This is a genomic window from Corynebacterium pilbarense, assembly GCF_026930265.1.
GTDB lineage: Bacteria > Actinomycetota > Actinomycetes > Mycobacteriales > Mycobacteriaceae > Corynebacterium > Corynebacterium pilbarense.
In genome coordinates this window covers 1-20,956 of sequence record NZ_JANRML010000020.1, presented here as the reverse complement: position 1 = coordinate 20,956, position 20,956 = coordinate 1, and the positions used below count along the sequence as shown (strand labels likewise).

The following is a 20,956-nucleotide window of genomic DNA, read 5'->3' as shown; positions in this document are numbered from 1 at the left end:
CCTCTGGCTACAACATCCTCGCCGTGCCGCTGGCCGCCGGCGTGCTCGCCCCGATCGGGTTCGTGCTGTCCCCGGCCGTGGGCGCGATCTTGATGTCTGCCTCGACCATCGTGGTGGCCCTGAACGCCCAGCTGTTGCGCCGCATTGATTTGGATCCGGCCCACCTGGCTCCGACCGAGTCGAAGGAGGAACACACCACGCCTACTCCGGCATCCACCGCCGTCCGCTGATAGTGTCTCTGCTTTCTCCGGTCCAGTCTGGACCAGTTCCAGCGTGTCCACTAAACGGGGGTCAGGCCTAGGTAGCCGGTTTGATTACGGCTAGTTGTTGCGGGTCGTGGTGACTACCTTGCCCTCAACGCCCGGCCAGGTGCCAGCCTCGATCATGCGGTTCTTGCGCTCCACCCAGAAGTCGGCGTTGCGGATACCCAGCGCTTCGGGGTCGAAGTGCGGGTCGATGCCGGCCTTCTTCTGGCGGCGGTAGTCCCACAGGCACTTCAGCGCCGGGACCTGCAGGAAGATAATCGCCACGATGTTGAGCCACGCGGTCGCGCCGACGCCGATGTCGCCGAGCGCCCAGGCGGTGCCCGGGGTGGTGGTTGCGCCGATGAAGACGGCCACGAGGATCAGGGCGCGCAGCACCCAAATGATGGCCTTACGTGCGCTTTCGCTCTTCACCCAGCGGTTCAGGTAGGTGAAGTTGGTCTCTGCCATGTAGTAGTACGCCAGAACGGTGGTGAAGGCGAAGAACATGATCGCTAGGGCGATAAACGACGGGCCCAGGCCGGCGGAGAAGGAGTTCAGGCCTTCCTGCACGTAGCCGGGGCCGACGGGGATGCCGTCGGGCAGGGAGCCGTCGTAGACCACCGCGCCGTCTTCGGACTGGCCCTCGAAGACCTTGTACATGTCGGTGGAGATGATGATGAAGGCGGTGGCGGAGCATACGAACAGGGTGTCAATGTAGACGGCGAACGCCTGGACGAAGCCCTGCTTCGCCGGGTGGGAGACCTCGGCGGCTGCTGCAGACTGCGGGCCGGTGCCCTGGCCTGCCTCGTTGGAGTAGATACCGCGCTTGACGCCCCACATGATGGCGGCGCCGAGCATGCCGGAGAATGCGGCTTCCTTGTCAAAGGCGGCGCGGACGATGGTGCCGAAGACCTCGGGAATCTGGGAGGCGTTCGCGAACAGCACCACGATGGCAATGATGATGTAGATGCCGGCCATGAACGGCACCACCATGGAGGCGAAGTTCGCGATGCGCTTGACACCGCCGATGATGATGAACGCGAGCAGCACGGTCATGATCGTGGCGGAGACCCAGATGTTGATGCCCCATGCATTATCGACGGCCGCAGCCACGCCGTTGGCCTGGATCCCCGGCAGGAAGTAGGACGTTGCCAGCAGCATGCACACCGCGAAGATGATGGCGTAGACCAGCATGAACGGGGCTGCGGAGGTGTGCTTGTACGCCTTCTCGATGTAGTAGGCGGGGCCGCCGCGGTACTCGCCAGTGTCGCGGTCGGTCTCCTTGTAGATCTGGGCGAGGCAGCACTCGATGAACGAGGTGGCGGAGCCGAGCAGGGCCACCAGCCACATCCAGAACACTGCGCCCGGGCCGCCGAATGCGATGGCGGTGGCCACGCCGGCGATGTTGCCCACGCCGACGCGGCCGGCGAGCGAGATCATCAGGGATTGGAACGAGGAAATGCCCTGTTCAGAGCTTTCTCCGGACTTGAGCTGGCGGATCATGTCGGGCAGGCAGCGGATCTGCAGGAACAGGGTGGCGAGCGTGAAGTACGCGCCTGCGCCGAGGCACAGATAGACGAGAGCGTTGGACCAAATCACACCGTTGAGGGTGTCGATAAAACCTTCCACGGGACCCTCCTAAAGGGGTATGTGCTGGGGATTTTTCGGGAAACCTTGCAGGTATCTAAAAAACATAGGCCATCCGGTTGTGCTTTGCGTCACTTTCTGTGTAAAAATTATGCGCCGACACCGAAAACATTCCGTTCTGCGTGATATCCGCAGGGTTTTGCGGTGCTGAACGCAACAGATGGAAGGACACAATGAACGAGACTGCGAAGCCGGTGCACTCCCGGCGCAGGTTTTCCCCCGCATGGCCGGTGAAGAACTTGCCTGCGGGTGCAGAGGCGCTCATCCCGGAGCTGGACAACCCCCGCTTCGAAGGCATCGAGGACCCCACCGACAACACCGAAAGCATTACCGGCACGGAGCAGCCCGGTCAGCGAAGCACCGCACCAGAGACTGACCCGAAGCCGAAGGCGGTGTGGCGCTTTTTCCTCTACAGCGCCATCGGCATCTTCGCGTTCTTCGTGCCGTTTACCATCGGCGATTCCAAGTCCACGATCCTGTTGGACCACATCGTCAGCTGGATCACCACCACGCTCGGGGAAGGCACCCGCTACCTGGCGTTGTTCGCCATCATCGCGGGCACGGTCTATCAGTTCGTCTCCGGGCGCTGGAAAGAGGATTACCCGCGCATGGCCTTCGCGGCGCTGTCGGTGCTGGCGATCGTTTTGTGCGCGATGCTCACCTTCGGCTTCGGCCCGGCGTGGCTGTTCAACCCGGATATCGGCCCGTTCATCCTGGACAAGCTGGTCATCTCGGTGGGCCTGCTCATCCCGGTCGGCGCGATCTTCCTCGGCCTGTTGGTCGGCTTCGGCCTGATGGAGTTCATCGGCGTGATGGTGCAGCCGATCATGCGGCCGGTGTTCCGCACCCCGGGTAAGTCCGCGGTGGATGCGGTGGCGTCGTTTTTGGGCTCCTACTCGCTGGGCCTGCTGATCACGGACCGCATGTACAAAAACGGCAGCTACAACGGCCGTGAGGCGTCGATTGTGGCGTCGGGATTTTCCACCGTGTCCGCGACGTTCATGGTCATCGTGGCCAAGACGCTGGACATGATGGAGCACTGGACCGCGTACTTCTTCATCACCTTCATCATCACCTTCATCGTCACCGCGATCGTGGTGCGCATCCCGCCCATTACCCGCATTCCGGAGGACTACTACCCGGGCGCCACCCCGCACCCGGAGAAGGAGATCGAGGGCAACCGTTTCAAGGCGGCGTGGCGCGAGGCGAAGATTGAGCTCAACCGCGCCGAGTCTTTGGGCAAGGTGCTGTGGGCGAACTTCCGCGACGGGTTGATCATGGCCGTGCAGGTCACCCCGGGCATCATGGCCGTGGGCACGATCGGCCTGGTGCTGGCCACCTACACTCCGCTGTTCAAGATTCTTGGCGTGGCGTTCTTCCCGGTGGTGTGGCTGCTGCGCCTGCCGGATCCGTGGGCGACCTCGGGCGCGCTGGCGTCGGGCCTGGCGGAGATGTTCCTGCCGGCCACGCTGTCCGCAGGTTCGGACGACATGGTGCTGAAGTTCACCATGGCTGTGGTGTGCGTGAGCCAGATTTTCTTCTTCTCGGCGATGGTGCCGGCGGTGCTGGCCACCGACATCCCGCTGAGCATCTGGAAGATGGTGCAGATCTGGTTCATCCGCGTGGTGCTCACCGTGCTGATCACGGTGCCGGTGGCGCACCTGATCTTCTAAAAAGCAGCTGCCTATCGACGCAGCTTCGCCCCGACAACCGCATCGTCAATCAGCCGCGCGGCGGCCTTGGCGGTGCGGTTGTCCACGTCGAAGTCGGGGTTGAGCTCGACGACGTCGAGAAGCGCAACGCGCCCGGTGGACGCCACAGCCGCGATCATCGCGCGCAGCGTCGCGTACTCCACGCCGAAGCCGGCTGGGGCAGAAACGCCCGGCGCGACCGCCGCCGGCAGCACGTCCAGGTCGATGGACAGGTGGATCGGCTTGTCGCCGGCCACAGCGGCGACGGCGCGCTCGGCGGCCTCGCGCACGGTCATTGCCGCCAGTTCGGTGTCTAGGACGGTGGTCACGCCGAGCTCGTCGGCGGTGTCGAAGAGCACCTTGGTGTTGTTGGGCTTGGAGATGCCGAAGACGCTGTAGTCGAAGTCCTCGCCCACCAGGCTGGCGATCTGTTTGAACGGGGTGCCGGAGGTGGGGCGAGTTTCGGTGCGCAGGTCGAAGTGGGCGTCGAAGTTGATCACCTGCATCGGCCCGATCGCCTCGTAGGCGCCGCGGTGGGTGGCAAAGGAGGTTTCGTGGCCGCCGCCGAGCACGACGGTCATCCCGTCGGCGCCCTGCGCCGCCACGAGGTCGCGCACCCGGTCGGACAGCTCGCGTTGGGAACCTTCGAGGTCGGTGTCTTGGGTGGTCACGGTGCCGGCGTCGAGAAGCGATGTGTTCTCGTGCACCGCGAGTGAGCCGAGCGCGGCGCGCAACGCCTCGGGGCCTTTCGCTGCGCCCTGGCGGCCGCCGTTGCGCTCGACGCCTTCGTCGGAGGCGTAGCCGATGAGGTGCACGGAGCCCTCGGTGGGCTCGGCGGCCGTGTCGATGACGCTGTGCCAGCGGGCGTGCTCGGGGCCGGGGCCGTCGTTGCGGCCGGTCCAGTTGGAAGCGGGGGTGAAAAGCGGTGCAGTTACAGTGTTCATGCCCTCCGAGGGTAGCGCCGTGGGCATACTAAGTGCGATGACTAAGCCGCAGGTTCCCGCCGCGCACAATGTGTTGCGCATCCTGGCGCTGCTGTCCACCACGGACGCGCCGATTTCCGCCACCCGCATCCGGCGCGAACTGGACCTGCCGCGTTCCACCACCTACCACCTGCTGCGGGAGCTGGAGGATTCCGGGTTTGTGGTGCACCTGCGCAAGCCCGGCACGTACGGGCTGGGGCTGGCGTCGTACCGCATGGCGCAGGCGTACACCACGCAGCAGCCGCTGGTGCGGCTGGCCACGAAGCCGTTGGCGCGGATCGCGCAGCTCGCGGGCGGTTCGGCGCACTTGACGCGCCTCGCTGGCCCGGAGATTGTGTACCTGCACGAGGTGCGCGCCCCCGGTGCAGTGTCGCTGGTCACTGAAGTGGGCGTGCGTTTGCCGTCGTTGAAGACCGCCTCGGGGCGCATCATGCTTGCGCAGCTGCCTGAGGCGGAGCTGCGCGCCGCGTACAACTCCTCGGGCGAGCGCCGCCGCTACAGCGAGGTCAAAGAGGAGCTTTCTGCCTATCGACGCCAAGGGTTCGCCACCGAGCGCGAAGCCATCTCGCGCGGCCAGGAGTCCGTGGCGGTGGCAGTGCTGGACCACCTTTCGCGCCCAGCGGCAGCGCTCGCGGTGACCTTCGCCGTGGGCAGCGCGGACACGCAACAGCTGGTCAACGCGCTGCACGCAGCCGCAGAAGGGCTGCGGGCACAGTTCTTCGGAAACGTGTGATCGGACACACATGTTTGGACTACTATCACGTCCATGACACACACAGTTTCAGTTGGAATTGGGGCCCTGTCCATCGAGGACGTTGTGGCCGTCGCCCGCCACGGAGCCGAGGTCGCCATCGACCGGGCGGCCCTTGATGAGATCGCCGCGACCCGCAAGCGGGTCGAAGAGCTCGCCGCGGATCCCACCCCGGTCTACGGCGTCTCCACCGGCTTCGGTGCGTTGGCCACCAAGCACATCCCGGAGGACATGCGCGCCCAGCTGCAGGTCTCCCTGGTCCGCTCCCACGCCGCGGGTACCGGCCCTGAGGTGGAAGAAGAGGTCATCCGCGCGCTGATGCTGCTGCGCCTGTCCACGCTGTGCACCGGCCGCACCGGCGTGCGCCCCGTGGTCGCAGAAACCTACGCCGCCGCGCTCAACGCCGGCATCACCCCGGTGGTGCGCGAGTACGGCTCACTCGGCTGCTCCGGCGACCTGGCGCCGCTGGCGCACTGCGCGCTGGCGCTGCTCGGCGAGGGCGAGGTCCGCGTGCGCGGCGGCGAGATCATGTCGGCGGCTGAGGCGCTTTCGACTGCCGGCATCGAGCCGCTGGTGCTGCGCGAAAAGGAGGGCCTGGCGCTGATCAACGGCACCGACGGCATGCTCGGCATGCTGTGCCTGGCCATCGCGGATCTGCGTGAGGCCGCCAAGGTCTCCGACATCGCCACCGCCATGAGCGTCGAGGGCCTGACAGGCACCCTGTCCGTCTTCGACGAGGACTTGCAGGAGCTGCGCCCCCACCCTGGCCAGGCGGATTCCGCCTACAACATCCGCACCGTCGCCGCCGGCTCGCCGATCCTCGACGCAGCCCTGGACGGTTTCAAGGCCAACGAGGTCCAGGACGCCTACTCCGTCCGCTGCACCCCGCAGGTCGCAGGCGGTTTCCGCGACACGCTGGCCCACGTCACCACCGTGGCCAACCGGGAGCTCGCCGCCGCCAACGACAACCCCGTGGTGGCCAAGGACGGCCGCGTGGCCTCCAACGGCAACTTCCACGGCGCGCCTGTGGCTTACGTGTTGGACTTTTTGGCGATTGTGGTGGCGGACTTGGCGTCGATTAGCGAAAGGCGCACCGACCGCTTCCTCGATCCCGCCCGCAACCGCGGCCTCAACGCCTTCCTCGCCGGCGACCCGGGTGTGGACTCCGGCCACATGATCGCGCAGTACGCGCAGGCCGGCATCGTCGGCGAGCTCAAGCGCAACGCCGTGCCCGCCTCCGCCGACTCGATCCCGTCCTCGGCAATGCAGGAAGACCACGTCTCTTTGGGCTGGTCCGCCGGGCGCAAGCTGCGCCGCAGCATCGACGGCCTGCAGCGCGTGCTCGCCGTGGAGATCCTCACCGCCGCCCGTGCGCTGGACATGCGCGACGGCGAGCCCTCCGCAGGCACCGGTGCGGCCGTGTCTGCGCTGCGCAAGCTTGTCGACGGCCCCGGCACCGACCGCTACCTCTCCCCCGAAATCGAGCACTCCGTGCAGCTGGTCAAGGGCGGCGACTACGTCGAAGCCGTCGAAGCCGCGGTGGGCCAGCTGCGGTAGGCGGTCTGGGCTCGCCCCGGTGGCCTGCCCGCCGCGCCCGGTCGCAGGCCCCCGGGCAATGTATTCACTCACCCGTGAATACATCCGGCGATCGGTTTTCCTGACCTGGGCAAAGTGAACAAATTGCCCGCCCACCAGGGGGTTTGTTCACTCGGGCCGCCTTGTCGGGTGAACAAACCTCCACCTCCCCGACACTTCGCGGCGGAATCTGTCAGGCGGCCCCGATCGCCCCAGGTCGCCGCAAACGGCCGCCGTGATCTGTCAGGAACCCCGCCCCGCAGTCTCGAATCCAAGACAACTCGCGCGGGAAGCCAGATGTGACCTCCAAAAACCTCCATACACTGTCGCGCACACCATAGTTTCGCGTCGAGTGTGATTGGAGTCTCATCATGGCTGGACGGTACCCGAACGGCGATTTCTACGATTTTGAGTCCGAGCTGCCCGCGGAGGAAAAAGAGATCCTCCACAATGTCCGCGAGTGGGCGAACGAGAAGGTATTGCCCATCGCCGTGGACTACTGGAACCGATCGGAGTTCCCGCACGAGCTGCTGCCGTCGATAGGCGAGCTAAACATCATCAGTCTCGTGCGCGGCCAGGGCCGCTCCCGTCTGCTGGCCGGCCTGGTCGCGGCAGAGATCCACCGCGCGGACGGCTCCGTGGGCACGTTTTTCTCCGGCCAGGACGGCCTGTTCACCGGCAGCATCGAGCTGCTTGGTTCCGAGGAGCAGAAGGAGCGCTGGCTGCCGGACCTGTACGCGGTGCGCAAGACTGGCGTGCTGGCAATCACCGAACCGGAGGCCGGTTCCGACGTCGCGCAGGGCATGCGAACCACCGCCACCAAGGTCGACGGCGGCTGGATCCTCAACGGCGCGAAGCGCTGGATCGGCAACGCGACCTTCTCCGACTACGTCGCCGTCTACGCCCGCGACCCGGAGGACGAGCAGGTCAAGGGCTTCATCGTGGACACCACGGCAGAGGGCTACACCGCCACGCTGATGGAAAACCGCATCGCCATCCGCGCGGTGCAAAACGCCGACATCACCCTGGACAACGTTTTCGTCCCAGACAGCGACAAGCTCGAGGGCGCAAACTCGTTCAAGGACATCAACAAGGTGTTCAAGAGCGCCCGTTCCACGGTGGGCTGGCAGGCCGTCGGCACGCAGATGGGCGCCCTCGACGTCGCGCTCGGCTACGCGGACGAGCGCATCCAGTTTGGCAAGAAGATCTCCTCGTTCCAGCTCAACCAGAACAAGCTGGCCACGATGCAGGGCAACCTGGTCGCCTCCGAGTCCATGATGGCGCAGCTGGCGCGCATGGAAGACCGCGGCTCCGCTCGCAACGAGCAGTCCGCGCTGGCCAAGGCGTTCACCTCGAAGCTCATGCGTGAAACGGTCGCGCTCGGCCGCGAGATCCTGGGCGGCAACGGCCTGATCTCGGACTACCGCATGGCCAAGATCTTCAACGACGCAGAGGCGATCTACTCCTACGAGGGCACCTACGACATCAACCAGCTCATCGTCGGCCGCTCCATCACGGGCGAGTCGGCGTTCGTGTAGTTCGGGTTAGGAGGAAACACCATGAATGCACCACTTTCCGGCATCCGCGTCCTCGATCTATCCCGGGTGCTCGCGGGCCCGTTCTGCTCCATGATCCTGGCGGATCTCGGTGCCGAGGTGATCAAGGTGGAGTCGCCCTGGGGTGATGATTCGCGCCAGTTCGGCCCGTTCGTGGACGGCACGTCCGCCTACTACCGCCTGTTCAACCGCTCGAAGATGGGCATCACGCTGGACTTCAAAAACGACGACGACAAAGAGGTGCTGCGTGATCTTGTCCGCCGCGCCGACGTGGTCGTGGAGAATTTCCGCCCGGGCGTGTTGGAGAAGCTCGGTTTGGGCCCGGAGGAACTGTTGGAGGTCAACCCTCGGCTCGTCGTCACGAGCATCTCCGGCTTCGGACAGACCGGATCTTTGGCCAAGGAACCGGCGTACGACCTGGTCGCCCAGGCGATGAGCGGCCTGATGTCCATTACTGGCTGGCAGAACGGCAAGCCGACGCGCGTCGGCATCTCCCTGGGCGACCTCATCCCGGGCCTCTACGCCGCCATCGGCACCGTCTCCGCGCTCTACCAGCGCGAATCCACCGGCCGCGGCCAGCATTTGGATCTTGCTATGTACGACTCGCTCATCTCCGTCATGGAGTCCGTGGGCATGCGCGCGCTTTACGACGACGTCCCGCCCACCCGCATCGGCAACGGCCACGGCCTCTCCGCGCCGTTTTCCACGTATGCGACCAAGGACGGCGACGTGGTCATCGCGATCACCACGAACCGGCTGTTCGAGCGCCTGGCAAACGCGCTGGACATCCCGGAGATGGCCACTGATCACCGCTTTGCCGAACCGGTGGCCCGCTCCGAAAACCGAGTCGCACTGCGCGAGCTGATCGAAGAAGCGCTGAGCACCAAAACCCGCGCCGAGACGATCGCGCTGTTTGAAGAGCACGGCGTGCCCACCGCCCGCGTCTACGACCTGGACGAGGCGCTGCGCAGCCCGTTCGCGGAGGAACGCGGCGTGGTGGTGGAAGAAACGGATGGGTTCCGCACCCTCGCGTCCCCGCTCAAGCTGGCCGGCATGGAAGGGCCAAAGCCGGCGCCGGAGCTGGGGCAACACAACGACCGCATCGAGTCTTGGCTGAGCGAAGACCCGCGCTAAGTTCCGCGAAGGAGCAGCATCATGGAGGACCCCCTCAACACCCGCCGCCGCGGCGGAAGCACCCGTTGGATCAAAGGCGAAAGCATCGCCCCTGTGCCCTCAATGCCCGAGCCGCACGAGGTAGACAGCACCGACCCGAAGCAGAAGTGGCGCTTCTTCGTCTACAGCGCCATCGGCTCGTTCGCGTTCTTCGTGCCTTTCACCGTGGGCGAGAAGAACACGATTTTGCTGGACCACATCGTCGGCTGGCTGCAAGAAGGGCTCAGCGCCGCGCTGCCGTACATCACGCTGGTGATGATCACCGCCGGCGCCGTCTACCAGTTTGCCACCGGCAAGTGGCGCGAAGACCGGGCACGCGCGGTGTTCGCTTTCCTCTCCGCGCTGGCCGTGCTGCTGTGCGCGATGCTGGTTTTCGGCTTCGGTCCGGCATTTCTTTTCGACGAACGCCTCGGCCCCTTCATCCTGAACAAGCTGGTCATCCCCGTCGGCCTGCTCATCCCGGTGGGCGCAATCTTCCTCGGCCTACTCGTCGGCTTCGGCCTGATGGAGTTCATCGGCGTTCTGGTGCAGCGCTTCATGCGGCCCGTCTACCACACGCCGGGCAAATCCGCGGTGGACGCGGTGGCGTCGTTTCTGGGCTCGTACTCGCTGGGCCTTTTGATCACTAACCGCGTCTACCGCACCGGCGGCTACACCGCCCGTGAAGCGTCCATCATTGCGGCCGGGTTCTCCACCGCCTCGGCAACGTTCATGGTTGTCGTCGCCCGCACTCTGGACCTCATGCACATCTGGGGCGTGTACTTCGCTGTGACGTTGATCGTCTGCTTCCTGGTCACCATCGTCGTGGTGCGCATCCCACCGCTTTCCACCATCCCGGACGACTACTACCCGGGCGCCACCCCGCAACCCGAGGAGCAGGTGGAAGGCAACGTGTTCGCCGCCGCGTGGAAGGAAGCGATGGCGTTTTTGGCGCAGGCCGACTCGCTGCCGAAGACGCTGTGGCGCAACTTCAAAGACGGCGTGATCATGACCATCCAGGTCATCCCCGGCATCATGGCCGTGGGCATCATCGGCCTGGCGCTTGCCTTTTACACCCCCGCATTCAAAATCCTCGGTGCGGTGTTCTACCCGCTTGCGCTGCTGTTCCAGCTGCCCGACCCGTGGCTGGCCTCTGAGGCCTTCGCCATCGGCTTGTCCGAGCTGTTCCTGCCGGCAACATTGGTGTCCGGCCACGAGTCGGAGGTGCTGCGCTTCACCGTCGGAGTGGTCTCCATCAGCCAGGTGTTCTTCTTTTCCTCGATGATCCCGGCGGTGCTCGCCACGGACATCCCGCTGAAGATCAGCCACATGGTGATCATCTGGTTCCAGCGCGTGGTGCTGTCGATCATCCTGACGGTGCCGATCGCGTACCTGATCTTCTAGCACCTAGTGCATCAAACCCTGAGCAAGCGATCCAGATTTTGCCCCAATTCCGGGCATACTTTGGACCGCTTGCTCAGGGTTTGTGCGCAGGCCCGACCACCCTGTCCCAAAAAGTCTCGCATCCGAGACAAATCACCCCTAACCATCGAGACTCACTCATGTGACGGGCGTTACTGTCTATCCGATACCTCGATTGGACAACACAGAAAGGAATTCCCATGGCGAAGAACTGGTCCGAAGGTGCACGCGAGGTCCGCTCCCCGCGCGGCACTGAGATCTCGGCGAAGTCGTGGCAGACCGAGGCGCCGCTGCGCATGCTGCAGAACAACCTCGACCCGGAGGTTGCGGAGCGCCCGGACGACCTGGTCGTCTACGGCGGCACCGGCCGCGCTGCTCGTAGCTGGGAAGCGTTCGACGCGATCGTCGATACGCTGAAGGACCTCGAGTCCGACGAGACCCTGCTGGTCCAGTCCGGTAAGCCGGTCGGTGTGTGGAAGACCAACGAGTGGGCGCCGCGCGTGCTCATCGCCAACTCCAACCTGGTGGGCGACTGGGCTGACTGGGAGCATTTCCGCAAACTCGAGGACGAGGGCCTGATGATGTACGGCCAGATGACGGCCGGTTCCTGGATCTACATCGCCACCCAGGGCATCCTGCAGGGCACCTACGAGACCTTCGCGGCTGTAGCGAAGAAGCGTTTCGACGGCACCCTGGCCGGCACCCTCACCCTGACCGGCGGCTGCGGCGGCATGGGCGGCGCGCAGCCGCTGTCCGTCACTCTCAACGGCGGCGCCTGCCTGATCGTGGACGTTGACGAGGGCCGCCTGAAGCGTCGCCAGGGCAAGCGCTACCTCGACGAGGTCACCACCGACCTCGAGGAAGCAATCAAGCTGGTCACCGACGCGAAGAACGAGAAGCGCGCCCTGTCCGTGGGCCTGGTGGGCAACGCCGCAGAGGTGTTCCCGGAGATGCTGCGCCGCCACCGCGAAGGCGAGTTCACCGTGGACATCGTCACCGACCAGACGTCCGCGCACGACCCGCTGTCCTACCTGCCCACCGAGATCCCGTTCGAGAGCTGGCACAACGAGGCCGACGCGGACCCGACCACCTTCACCAAGAAGGCCCGCGAGGCGATGGCCGCGCAGGTCCAGGCGATGGTGGAGTTCCAGGACGAGGGTGCCGAGGTGTTCGACTACGGCAACTCCATCCGCGACGAGGCCCGCAAGGCCGGCTACACCCGCGCCTTCGAGTTCCCGGGCTTCGTCCCGGCCTACATCCGCCCGCTGTTCTGCGAGGGTCTCGGCCCGTTCCGCTGGGTTGCGCTGTCCGGCGACCCGGAGGACATCAAGGTCACCGACCAGGCCATCAAGGAGGCCTTCCCGGACAACGAGCACCTGCACCGCTGGCTGGACGCCGCTGAGGAGTACGTCGAGTTCGAGGGCCTGCCGGCGCGTATTTGCTGGCTGGGCTACGGCGAGCGCGCCAAGGCCGGCGTGATCTTCAACAACCTGGTCAAGGAGGGCAAGGTCAAGGCCCCGATCGTCATCGGCCGCGACCACCTGGACTCTGGTTCCGTGGCGTCGCCGTACCGCGAGACCGAGTCCATGCTCGACGGCACCGACGCTGTCGCGGACTGGCCGCTGCTCAACGCCATGACCGCTGTTTCCGGCGGCGCGACCTGGGTGTCCATCCACCACGGCGGCGGCGTGGGCATGGGCCGCTCCATCCACACCGGCCAGGTCACGGTGGCTGACGGCACCGAGCTTGCCGAGGCGAAGCTCAAGGCCGTGCTCACCAACGACCCGGGCATGGGTGTCATCCGCCACGTCGACGCCGGCTACTCCCGCGCCGACGAGGTGGCCAAGGAGCGCGGCGTGCGCATCCCGATGGAGTTCAAGGCACGCGACTAACCCCTCTCTCATGCGCTGACGTTTGCTCTCGTGGGCGCGTCAGCGCTTTTCATTACCCTGGGCCCTGCAAAACCCCCGAAGAAAGGCACACTCATGAGCACCTTCATCACCGGTATTTCCGAGCTGCGCACCGTCTCAGAGCTCGGCACCATCAAAGACGCCGCAATGCTTATCGACGACGGCGTGGTCACCTGGGTCGGCCCCGCCAACGAGGCGCCGGCGGAGGCGGCGAAGGCGGCGGAAACTGTAGACGTCGAGAAGCGAGCTGTGCTCCCCGGCTGGGTGGATTCCCACTCGCACATGGTCTTCGACGGCAACCGCGCCGAGGAGTTCGAGGCGCGCATGGCCGGCGAAGGCTACGCCGCCGGCGGCATCGCCGTGACCATGGAAGCCACCCGCTCCGCGGGCGAGGAGCGCCTGGACAAACTGGTGGCGGAACGCATCGCCGCGGCGCAGGCGCTGGGCACCACCACCTTTGAAACCAAGACCGGCTACGGCCTCAACGTCGAATCTGAGGCCGAGGCCGCGCGCGTGGCCGCCCGCCACGTCGACGAAGTCACCTTCCTCGGCGCCCACCTCGTGCCGCCGGGGGCGGACGCCGACGAGTACCTCGACGAGGTCGTCGGCCCGATGCTCGACGCGGTAAAGGACCACGTGCAGTGGATCGACGTGTTCTGCGAGCGCGGCGCGTTCAACGAAGAGCAGTCCCGCCGCGTCCTCGAGGCAGGCAAGGCCGCTGGCCTGGGCGTTCGCGTGCACGGCAACCAGCTCGGCGAAGGCCCCGGCGTGAAGCTCGCCGTGGAGATGGGCGCCGCCAGCGTCGACCACGTGAACTACCTGTCCGACGAAGACATCAAGCTGCTCGCGGAATCGGAGACCGTGGCCACGCTGCTGCCCGCCTGCGACCTGTCCACCCGCGAGGAGCTCGCACCGGGCCGCAAGCTCATCGACGCCGGCGCCACCGTCGCCATCGCCTCCAACCTCAACCCGGGCACGTCGTTTACGTCCTCGATGAACTTCTGCGTCACCACCGCGGTGCTGCAACAGCACCTCACCCTCGACGAGGCCATCGAGGCCGCAACCACCGGCGGCGCGAAGGCCTTGCGACGCCACAACGTCGGCGACGGCAAGGACCCCCAGGGCCGCCCGGCGAAGGGCACCCTCGTGCCCGGCGCGGCCGCTGACCTGCACATCCTCGACGCCGAGAACGCCATCAACCTGGCGTACCGCCCGGGCATGCCGATCACCTGGCAGACCTGGGTCGCCGGCGAGAAGGTCTACGGCTAGGCGCCCACCCGCCCCCCGCGTCCCGGCGCCCCAAATTCGCGGATCCAGCTAGTAAGACCCAGCTATTCGCCAAAAAATAGCGATTAGCTGGGTCCTGATAGCTGGATTTGGCCGAATGGGCCGTTGGGCCCGCCCGCCCCCCAAAAACCGACCAGCGCTAGATGGTCACCTGGCGGGACTTGATGTTGTCCAGCTGCTTGCGCTCGTCGGCAGACAGTGCGGCGTCGTTGGCGTACTCCGCCTCGATCTTCGTGTTCAGCGCGGTCAGCGCCTCCTCATAGGAGCTTGCCTCCACGGACGGGTCGAGGTCGAACACCGGCACGACCAGGCCGTGGGTGCGGAAGGCGCCGGCAAATTTGGTGCCTTCGCCCAGGTTCAGCTCGCCGCGTGCGGCGATGCGGGCCAGCGCGGAGAGCATCTGCGCCTCGTTGTCCTCGGTGCGCACCCAGCGGATATGGGCCTTGCCGCCGCCGGGGTTGACCCACCAGATGGGGCCCGGCAGGTCCGCGCCGACCTTCTCAGACGGCAGGACGGCGTCGTTGGCCTGCTGCAGCGCCTGCTGGATCTGCGGCGGCACTGCGGCACCTTCGGGGAACCACCAGGAGAAGTCCTGGTAGGTGGTGATGTCGGGGGTGGCGGAGCCGTCGATAAGCGAAGTGAGCTCCGGCTGCGAACCATCGGCGACGGTGGACTGCAGCGTCTCGCCCGGCTTCGCGTCGACGACCCAGTTCAGGGCGTAAGCGAGGTCGCGGCCCGGGTTCTGGGAGTGGGAGGTGACCTGCAGGGCCACGAAACGCTCGCCGCCCTGAGACTCCTCGCGCACCAGCGCGGCGCCGGCGCCCGGCAGCACGGTGGCGATGTTGACCGGGGTGCCCTTGATGTCAAAGGTGGTCACAGCGGAGGGCACGAACTCCTGCAGGGCGACCAGGTCGGCCTCTGCGGCTAGGCCGCCGAACGGGCGGGGGTCCTTCTGCAGCTTCTCGCGCTCGGCTGCGCGAGCGGCCAGCTTGGCCTCGCGCCGGGTCATGCCCTCGGGCAGGTCCTCGCGGTTCTTCTTCTTTTTCGGCTTGCGTTGCACCATGCGCGCAATCGTACCGGCAGGCCGAAGAACCTACCCCGCCACCGCCGTGGCCGGCACCTGCTCGAACGCCGCGAGGGCGACGTCCGGCAGGTCAGTGGCGATGACGTCGACGCCGTTGTCGGCGCACCAGCGCATCTGGCGCGGGGTGTTCACGGTCCAGGTGTAGGTGCGCAGGCCCCGGTAGCCCAGCAGCTCTTGGCGCAGCTGCAGGTGCTGCAGCGCAGGGCCGACGCCGTAGGGGCGGGAGAACATGTGGTTCTTTTTGTTCCACCGCATTTCCTTCAGGCGGAACAGGTAGAAGGTCTCCAGCTCGGGCGCCATGCGGGTGAAGTAGCGCACGGCGCGGTGGGAAAACGAGATCACGTGCACGTTTTCGGATTCGTGCAGCCCGGCGTAGCGCAGGGTGCGGAGTGTCTGCTCGTCCACTTCGGGCCCGTAGATGGTGGGGTGTTTGGTTTCGATGTAGATGTGCTTGTCGGGGTAGTCCTGCATCAGTTCAAGCAGTTCTTCCAGGCACATGATTTGCTGCGGCTCGTCCGCGGTACCGCAGTTGAGCCGGCGCAAATCGGCGAAGTCCATGCAGTCCACGCGCCCGCGGCCGTCGGTGGTGCGGTTGACCGAAGAGTCGTGGAAGACCACCACGCGCCCGTCGCGGCTCAAGCGCACGTCGCATTCGATGCCATGGATGGGCAGTTTCAACGCTTCTTCGAACGCCCGGCGCGTCAGCTCCGGGTGGTGTCCGGAGAATCCACGGTGCGCAACAATCTTGGGAACCCTCAGTTCGCTCACGGCCCCCGAGGCTACCCGCGCGCAGCGGGCCCCGCGACCGGAATATTTTTGGAACAATCGCTTCCGTGCCTTCTAACTTCCTCGACCACGCCCGTAAGGCTTTCCATCAGCTGCCGGATGCGCTGCAACGCGCGCGTTCGCGCTATTCCGTCAGGCGCGACGGTGTGCTGGCGTTGCCGATGGGTGTGTTAGAGGTGCTGGCTGATATTTCCCCGGGCGTGCGCATGGGTGGTCTACGCCGTTTGCCACCGAGTTTCCGGGCGGGGCTTGCGGGGGCTGAGGTGGCGACGTGGGGTGCGGTCTCACCGTCGCTTCTGCCGCACAGTTGGTGGGCGACGGCGGCGAACGTCGGTGTGTTGCAGGGCATTGGCCATGGCTTTGCGACGGTAGCTTCGCAAGCCCTCCGCCCAGCAGTGCCGGACTCCACAAAGAACCCGTTGCCAGCCCCGGTACGCCTGGCTATGACCGGGGTGACCGCTGGCGTGTTTGCCACGTCGATGCGCAGGCGCGCGCACCAGGAACAGCTGGTGGAAAGCGACGAGAAGTTCAAGGTCAGCCCGCAGATCCTTGGCATCACGCTGGGCACGTTGGGCTACGGCGTGGTGCTGCTGATCGGTGACGCGATCCAGACGTTCATCGACGCGATCAACGAGCTGTTGGGCAAGAAGCTGCCGCCGGTGGCGTCCTGGCCGCTGGCGATCGCGGGCGGCGGCGCCTTGTTGATTTTGGTGGGCGACCAGATGGTGGTGCGCCGCTTCGCGGTGCGCGTGAGCCGCCAGGCCCAGGAGCTGGATCGCGAGTTCATGCGTGGCGCGGACCAGCCGCAGCGCGCCGAGCGTTCCGGCTCGCCTGACTCGCTGGTGGATTGGAACACGATGGGCCGCCAAGGCCGCGCGGTGGTGGCTGGCGGGCCTCGCAAGGCCGACATTGAGCGCCTGCTCGAGGGCGAGGCGATGGAGCCGATCCGCATCTTCGTGGGCCTGGACACCGAGCGCGACCACGCCCCGGATTTCGAGGCGATGGCCGCCGTCGCAATTAAGGAGATGCACCGCACCGGCGCCTTCAAACGCAGCCACATCGCGGTGATGTCAGCGGCGGGCACGGGGTGGATCAACGACTTCCACACCTCGGGCTTCGAGTTTGTCACCCGCGGTGACTCGGCCGTGGTGGCCATGCAGTACTCCTACCTGCCCTCGGCGTATTCGTACTTGGCGGACCGCAAAAACCCGGTGCACTCCTCGCGTGTGCTCATTGAGGCGATCCGCCGCGAGCTGAAGAACATCGACCCCAACGATCGCCCGAAGCTGTACGTCGGTGGCGAGTCGCTGGGCGCGTACGGGGTCTCGGACGCGTTCGAAACCGTCGAGGAGTTCCTCGAGCACACCTCAGGCGGCGTGTTCACTGGCACGCCCGGGTTCGCCCGCAACCACAACTACCTGACCAGGCACCGCGAGAAGGGCTCTCCGCAGCGCCTCCCGCTTATCGACGGCGGCCGCCACGTCCGCTTCACCGCCCACCCCGCACACCTGCGCCACGACTTCCGCGGCAACGCCTTCACCAACACCTGGGAAGAACCCCGCTTTGTGTTTGCCCAGCACGCCTCCGACCCGGTGGTGTGGTGGGAGCCGTCCCTGGCGTGGAAGGCCCCTGACTGGCTGCGCGAACCCGGCTCGCGCGGCGAACCCGCCCCCGCCGCCCAGCACCTGGACGCGTTGGACACGATGCGGTGGATGCCGCTGGTGACGTACTGGCAGGTGGGCATTGACCAGCTGCCGTCTAAGGACTACCCCTCGCCGCACGGGCACAACTACCACGATGAGACGGTCGCGTATTGGAACGGCGTGATTCACGGCGACGGCACAAACGGAGCAGCGCTTTCCCGCCCCGAGTTGGTGCGCGTGGCGCGCTGGATCCACAACGACGCCACGAAGACCCGCATGCCTAAGGGCGGTTTCCCGTCAAAGCACGGCTACTAGCTAAATCCCGCAGGCCACGCCGGTGGAGTGGTGCGGGCAGTAGCCGTTCGGCACTTTGTGCAGGTACTGCTGGTGCTCCTCTTCGGCCAGGTAGTAGCGCACGCCGTCGGCCTCCACCGATTTCACCTCGGTGGTGATGTCGCCGTAACCGGCGCTTTGCAGGTCCTGCTCATACTGGCGGATCCACCCGCGGATCTGCTCCGCCTCTTCCTCAGTATCGGTGTAGAAGGCCGAGCGGTACTGCGTGCCCACGTCGTTGCCCTGGCGGTAGCCCTGCGTCGGGTCGTGCGCCTCCAACGCGGCCTTCACAATTTCTTTCAGCGTGATCACCTCCGGGTCGTAGACCACCTCCACCGCCTCGACGTGGTTGGTCTGCCCGGAGCACACCTCGCGGTAGGTCGGGTTCGGGGTGATCCCGCCAGCGTAGCCCACCGACGTGGAGTTCACGCCGTCCATCTGCCAGTACATCTTCTCCGCGCCCCAGAAACAGCCGATGCCCACCAGCACGCGTTTTTGCCCCTCGCGCCACGGCCCCGTGGTGGGAGTGCCCAGCACCGCGTGCTCGCGCGGATTGGCAAGGATGGGCTCGGGGCGGCCGGGGAGGGCGGAGTTGGCGTCGACAAGCTTTGGCTCAGGTGCGAAAAGAAATCCCATGCCCCCTACAACGGATTACATCACAACACTGTTCCCAAATTTTCTCTACCATGGGGCCCGCAACTGATTCGCAGACGAAAGGAATCAATCATGGCTGTTTACGAGCTTCCCGATCTCCCCTACGCATACGACGCGCTGGAGCCGCACATCTCCGAAGAGATTATGACGCTGCACCACGACAAGCACCACGCGACCTACGTCGCTGGCGCCAACGCCGCGCTGGAGGCCCTCGAGGCTGAGCGCAACGGTGAGGCGAACCCGGACCGCCTGCGCGCCCTGTCCAAGAACCTGGCGTTCAACCTGGGTGGCCACACCAACCACTCCATCTTCTGGAAGAACATGGCACCGAACGCGGGCGGCAACCCGACCGGCGAGATCGCTGAGGCGATCGACCGCGACTTCGGCTCCTTCGAGGCCTTCAAGAAGCAGTTCGCTGGCGTCGCCACCGGTCTGCAAGGCTCCGGCTGGGCAGTGCTCGGCTACGACCACATCGCTGGCCGCCTGATCATCCAGCAGCTGACCGACCAGCAGGGCAACATCTCCGTGGACTTCACCCCGGTGCTCATGCTGGATATGTGGGAGCACGCCTTCTACCTGCAGTACAAGAACGTCAAGGCTGACTACGTCGAGGCGTGGTGGAACGTTGTCAACTGGGACGACGTCAACGAGCGCTACGCAAAGGCATCCGCTTAACGACGGCTCCGCCTCCCCCTCACACCAGCGCCCGCCACTTCCGGAAACGGAAGGGCGGGCGCTGGTTTTCCCTGTGATACGTCGAGTCCCTGCGAACTCATAACTCATACTAGGTTAGGCTTGCCTTATCTAGCAACCGTTCCGGCAAAAAATCGTTGCACTTTTCCTAGCATGGTGTGCATGCAGAAAGGCAGCCCGGAATACCGTCGCGCGACACTGGCCATGCTGGCGTTCGGGCTCGCCATCTTCAACACGCTGTACGCCACCCAGGCACTGCTGCCCACCTTCACCACCGAGCTGGGGGTAAGCCCCTCCACCGCCGCGCTGACCGTCTCCGCCGCCACCGGCGCGCTCGCACTGTGTGTTGTGCCCGCCTCGATCCTGTCGGAGAAGTACGGCCGCGGGCGGGTGCTGGTGGTCTCAGCGCTGGGCGCGACCGCGCTCGGCCTCGCACTTCCGCTGGCACAGACCGCCGGGCAGCTCATCGCCCTGCGCGCGGTGCAAGGCGCGCTCATCGCCGGCACCCCGGCGGTGGCCATGACCTGGTTGTCAGAAGAACTCGATTCGCGCGACCTGCCCGGCGCGATGGGCCTGTACATCGCCGGCAACTCCATCGGAGGCTTAAGCGGGCGCCTCATCCCTGCCGGGCTTCTAGAGGTCACCTCCTGGCGCTGGGCCATGTTCGGCAGCGCACTTGTGGCGTTCACCTTGGCGGCCTTGGCGGCGTGGGCGTTGCCGCAGCAGCGCAACTTCGTGCCGAAGGCGTCGATACGCCCCAGCGTGGAGGTGCGCGCGATGCTGGGCCACCTGCGCAACCCGCGGCTGGTGGGGCTCTATGCAACTGCGTTTATCGCCATGGGCGTGTTCGTGTCCATGTACAACTTCTTCGGCTTCCGCGCCGTGCTCGACTACGGGCTTCCCGCGGCTCTGTCTGGTCTCGTGTACGTGGTGTACCTGTCCGGCACCTGGTCCAGCGCGCGGGCCGGGGCACTTTCACGACGCTACGGGCGCGGAGTGGTGGTGCTCGCCGCCGCGCTGCTCATGCTCGCCGGCGCGATCGCCGTGGCCGCGCCAAGCCTCTGGATCGCTTTGGCGGGCCTGCTGGTGTTCACCGCCAGCTTCTTCGCGCTCCACTCGACGGCCTCCGGCTGGGTCGGCCTCATCGCCGAGCGCGACCGCGCCGAAGCGTCCAGCATGTACGTGTTCTGCTACTACATGGGCTCGTCCATCCTGGGTGCGGTGACCGGCTGGGCGTACGAGGGTTTGCCGTGGGCCGGGTTCGTCGCGGTGCTCGCCGCGCTGCTCGGTGTGCTCGCTGTGGTCTCCGCGGCGCTGTGGAGGGGCGCGCGGTGATCTGCTCGTTCCCTGATGTGCTAGTTCCAGAGCATTGCCCTCCGGGGCCACCTAGCAGATAACGCCGTTATTGAATATGGCGTTCAACACGACCTGGGCAAACACTAGCTTGGACGCGTGATCTGCTAGTTGTGTCATGTCTTGACACTTTTTGGACATGGAGTCTGGTGAGTTTTTGGACGCGGAGTCTGGTCACTTATTGGACATCA

Annotated in this window: 16 protein-coding genes and 1 pseudogene; 12 read left to right on the top strand and 5 right to left on the bottom strand. The window is 65.8% G+C overall.

Annotated elements, in window-relative coordinates; genetic code table 11:
- Positions 1 to 230, top strand: a pseudogene (locus NUW87_RS10670) (heavy metal translocating P-type ATPase); the annotation flags it as partial.
- 90 nt (positions 231 to 320) lie between these two features.
- Here the strand turns inward: NUW87_RS10670 and NUW87_RS10665 are convergent.
- Positions 321 to 1,874, bottom strand: coding sequence for an alanine/glycine:cation symporter family protein (locus NUW87_RS10665; RefSeq protein ID WP_269028492.1), 1,554 nt, complete (start codon positions 1,872 to 1,874; stop codon positions 321 to 323).
- A gap of 191 nt (positions 1,875 to 2,065) precedes the next feature.
- On the opposite strand from NUW87_RS10665, the gene NUW87_RS10660 reads away from it, so the two are divergent.
- Entirely contained in the window at positions 2,066 to 3,565 is a 1,500-nt protein-coding gene (locus NUW87_RS10660) for a YjiH family protein (RefSeq protein ID WP_083290082.1), read from the top strand.
- Positions 3,566 to 3,576: 11 nt separating this feature from the next.
- On the opposite strand, the gene hutG is transcribed toward NUW87_RS10660, so the two are convergent.
- The gene (hutG, locus tag NUW87_RS10655; protein ID WP_269028490.1) at positions 3,577 to 4,527 is read right to left on the bottom strand and encodes a formimidoylglutamase; all 951 of its coding nucleotides are present in this window, start codon (positions 4,525 to 4,527) and stop codon (positions 3,577 to 3,579) included.
- A gap of 37 nt (positions 4,528 to 4,564) precedes the next feature.
- Here hutG and NUW87_RS10650 point away from each other — a divergent pair, with 37 nt between their 5' ends.
- The 7 genes from NUW87_RS10650 (at position 4,565) to hutI (ending at position 14,201) form a co-directional block, all read left to right on the top strand.
- A complete protein-coding gene (locus NUW87_RS10650; protein ID WP_269028489.1) occupies positions 4,565 to 5,299 on the top strand; it encodes an IclR family transcriptional regulator in 735 nt (244 codons plus the stop codon).
- Positions 5,300 to 5,332: 33 nt separating this feature from the next.
- Positions 5,333 to 6,874 carry a histidine ammonia-lyase gene (gene hutH, locus NUW87_RS10645; protein WP_269028487.1) on the top strand — a complete coding sequence of 514 codons (1,542 nt, stop codon included), beginning with the start codon at positions 5,333 to 5,335 and terminating at the stop codon, positions 6,872 to 6,874.
- A 389-nt stretch (positions 6,875 to 7,263) separates the two neighbouring features.
- A complete protein-coding gene (locus tag NUW87_RS10640; RefSeq protein WP_269028486.1) occupies positions 7,264 to 8,430 on the top strand; it encodes an acyl-CoA dehydrogenase family protein in 1,167 nt (388 codons plus the stop codon).
- Positions 8,431 to 8,451: 21 nt separating this feature from the next.
- On the top strand, positions 8,452 to 9,582 hold the full coding sequence (locus tag NUW87_RS10635; RefSeq protein WP_269028485.1) for a CaiB/BaiF CoA transferase family protein: 1,131 nt from the start codon (positions 8,452 to 8,454) through the stop codon (positions 9,580 to 9,582).
- A gap of 21 nt (positions 9,583 to 9,603) precedes the next feature.
- Entirely contained in the window at positions 9,604 to 11,004 is a 1,401-nt protein-coding gene (locus NUW87_RS10630; RefSeq protein WP_269028484.1) for a YjiH family protein, read from the top strand.
- 218 nt (positions 11,005 to 11,222) lie between these two features.
- On the top strand, positions 11,223 to 12,914 hold the full coding sequence (gene hutU, locus NUW87_RS10625) for a urocanate hydratase (protein ID WP_239217526.1): 1,692 nt from the start codon (positions 11,223 to 11,225) through the stop codon (positions 12,912 to 12,914).
- A gap of 93 nt (positions 12,915 to 13,007) precedes the next feature.
- Entirely contained in the window at positions 13,008 to 14,201 is a 1,194-nt protein-coding gene (gene hutI / locus NUW87_RS10620) for an imidazolonepropionase (RefSeq protein WP_239217527.1), read from the top strand.
- 157 nt (positions 14,202 to 14,358) lie between these two features.
- Here hutI and NUW87_RS10615 read toward each other — a convergent pair whose 3' ends face one another.
- Together NUW87_RS10615 and NUW87_RS10610 are read right to left on the bottom strand one after the other, a co-directional pair.
- On the bottom strand, positions 14,359 to 15,282 hold the full coding sequence (locus NUW87_RS10615) for a DUF5926 family protein (protein WP_269028483.1): 924 nt from the start codon (positions 15,280 to 15,282) through the stop codon (positions 14,359 to 14,361).
- 30 nt (positions 15,283 to 15,312) lie between these two features.
- Positions 15,313 to 16,071 (bottom strand): glycerophosphodiester phosphodiesterase, encoded by a 759-nt coding sequence (locus tag NUW87_RS10610; RefSeq protein ID WP_269028482.1) that lies wholly within the window; start codon positions 16,069 to 16,071, stop codon positions 15,313 to 15,315.
- A gap of 65 nt (positions 16,072 to 16,136) precedes the next feature.
- Here NUW87_RS10610 and NUW87_RS10605 point away from each other — a divergent pair, with 65 nt between their 5' ends.
- Positions 16,137 to 18,047 carry an alpha/beta-hydrolase family protein gene (locus NUW87_RS10605; protein ID WP_269028481.1) on the top strand — a complete coding sequence of 637 codons (1,911 nt, stop codon included), beginning with the start codon at positions 16,137 to 16,139 and terminating at the stop codon, positions 18,045 to 18,047.
- Here NUW87_RS10605 and msrA read toward each other — a convergent pair whose 3' ends face one another.
- Complete coding sequence (gene msrA, locus NUW87_RS10600; RefSeq protein WP_269028480.1) at positions 18,048 to 18,701, bottom strand: peptide-methionine (S)-S-oxide reductase MsrA; 654 nt, start codon at positions 18,699 to 18,701, stop codon at positions 18,048 to 18,050. It lies immediately after the preceding gene.
- A 90-nt stretch (positions 18,702 to 18,791) separates the two neighbouring features.
- Here msrA and NUW87_RS10595 point away from each other — a divergent pair, with 90 nt between their 5' ends.
- On the top strand, positions 18,792 to 19,394 hold the full coding sequence (locus NUW87_RS10595) for a superoxide dismutase (RefSeq protein WP_070475864.1): 603 nt from the start codon (positions 18,792 to 18,794) through the stop codon (positions 19,392 to 19,394).
- A gap of 180 nt (positions 19,395 to 19,574) precedes the next feature.
- Positions 19,575 to 20,747, top strand: coding sequence for an MFS transporter (locus tag NUW87_RS10590; RefSeq protein ID WP_269028479.1), 1,173 nt, complete (start codon positions 19,575 to 19,577; stop codon positions 20,745 to 20,747).
- Positions 20,748 to 20,956: the final 209 nt, after the last annotated feature.

Excerpts from the sequence above, each read along its gene's own strand:
- NUW87_RS10660 (WP_083290082.1), top strand. The coding sequence starts at position 2,066 with ATGAACGAGACTGCGAAGCCGGTGCACTCCCGGCGCAGGTTTTCCCCC.
- hutG (WP_269028490.1), bottom strand. The coding sequence starts at position 4,527 with ATGAACACTGTAACTGCACCGCTTTTCACCCCCGCTTCCAACTGGACC.
- NUW87_RS10650 (WP_269028489.1), top strand. The coding sequence starts at position 4,565 with ATGACTAAGCCGCAGGTTCCCGCCGCGCACAATGTGTTGCGCATCCTG.
- hutH (WP_269028487.1), top strand. The coding sequence starts at position 5,333 with ATGACACACACAGTTTCAGTTGGAATTGGGGCCCTGTCCATCGAGGAC.
- NUW87_RS10640 (WP_269028486.1), top strand. The coding sequence starts at position 7,264 with ATGGCTGGACGGTACCCGAACGGCGATTTCTACGATTTTGAGTCCGAG.
- NUW87_RS10635 (WP_269028485.1), top strand. The coding sequence starts at position 8,452 with ATGAATGCACCACTTTCCGGCATCCGCGTCCTCGATCTATCCCGGGTG.
- NUW87_RS10630 (WP_269028484.1), top strand. The coding sequence starts at position 9,604 with ATGGAGGACCCCCTCAACACCCGCCGCCGCGGCGGAAGCACCCGTTGG.
- hutU (WP_239217526.1), top strand. The coding sequence starts at position 11,223 with ATGGCGAAGAACTGGTCCGAAGGTGCACGCGAGGTCCGCTCCCCGCGC.
- hutI (WP_239217527.1), top strand. The coding sequence starts at position 13,008 with ATGAGCACCTTCATCACCGGTATTTCCGAGCTGCGCACCGTCTCAGAG.
- NUW87_RS10615 (WP_269028483.1), bottom strand. The coding sequence starts at position 15,282 with ATGGTGCAACGCAAGCCGAAAAAGAAGAAGAACCGCGAGGACCTGCCC.
- msrA (WP_269028480.1), bottom strand. The coding sequence starts at position 18,701 with ATGGGATTTCTTTTCGCACCTGAGCCAAAGCTTGTCGACGCCAACTCC.
- NUW87_RS10595 (WP_070475864.1), top strand. The coding sequence starts at position 18,792 with ATGGCTGTTTACGAGCTTCCCGATCTCCCCTACGCATACGACGCGCTG.
- NUW87_RS10590 (WP_269028479.1), top strand. The coding sequence starts at position 19,575 with ATGCAGAAAGGCAGCCCGGAATACCGTCGCGCGACACTGGCCATGCTG.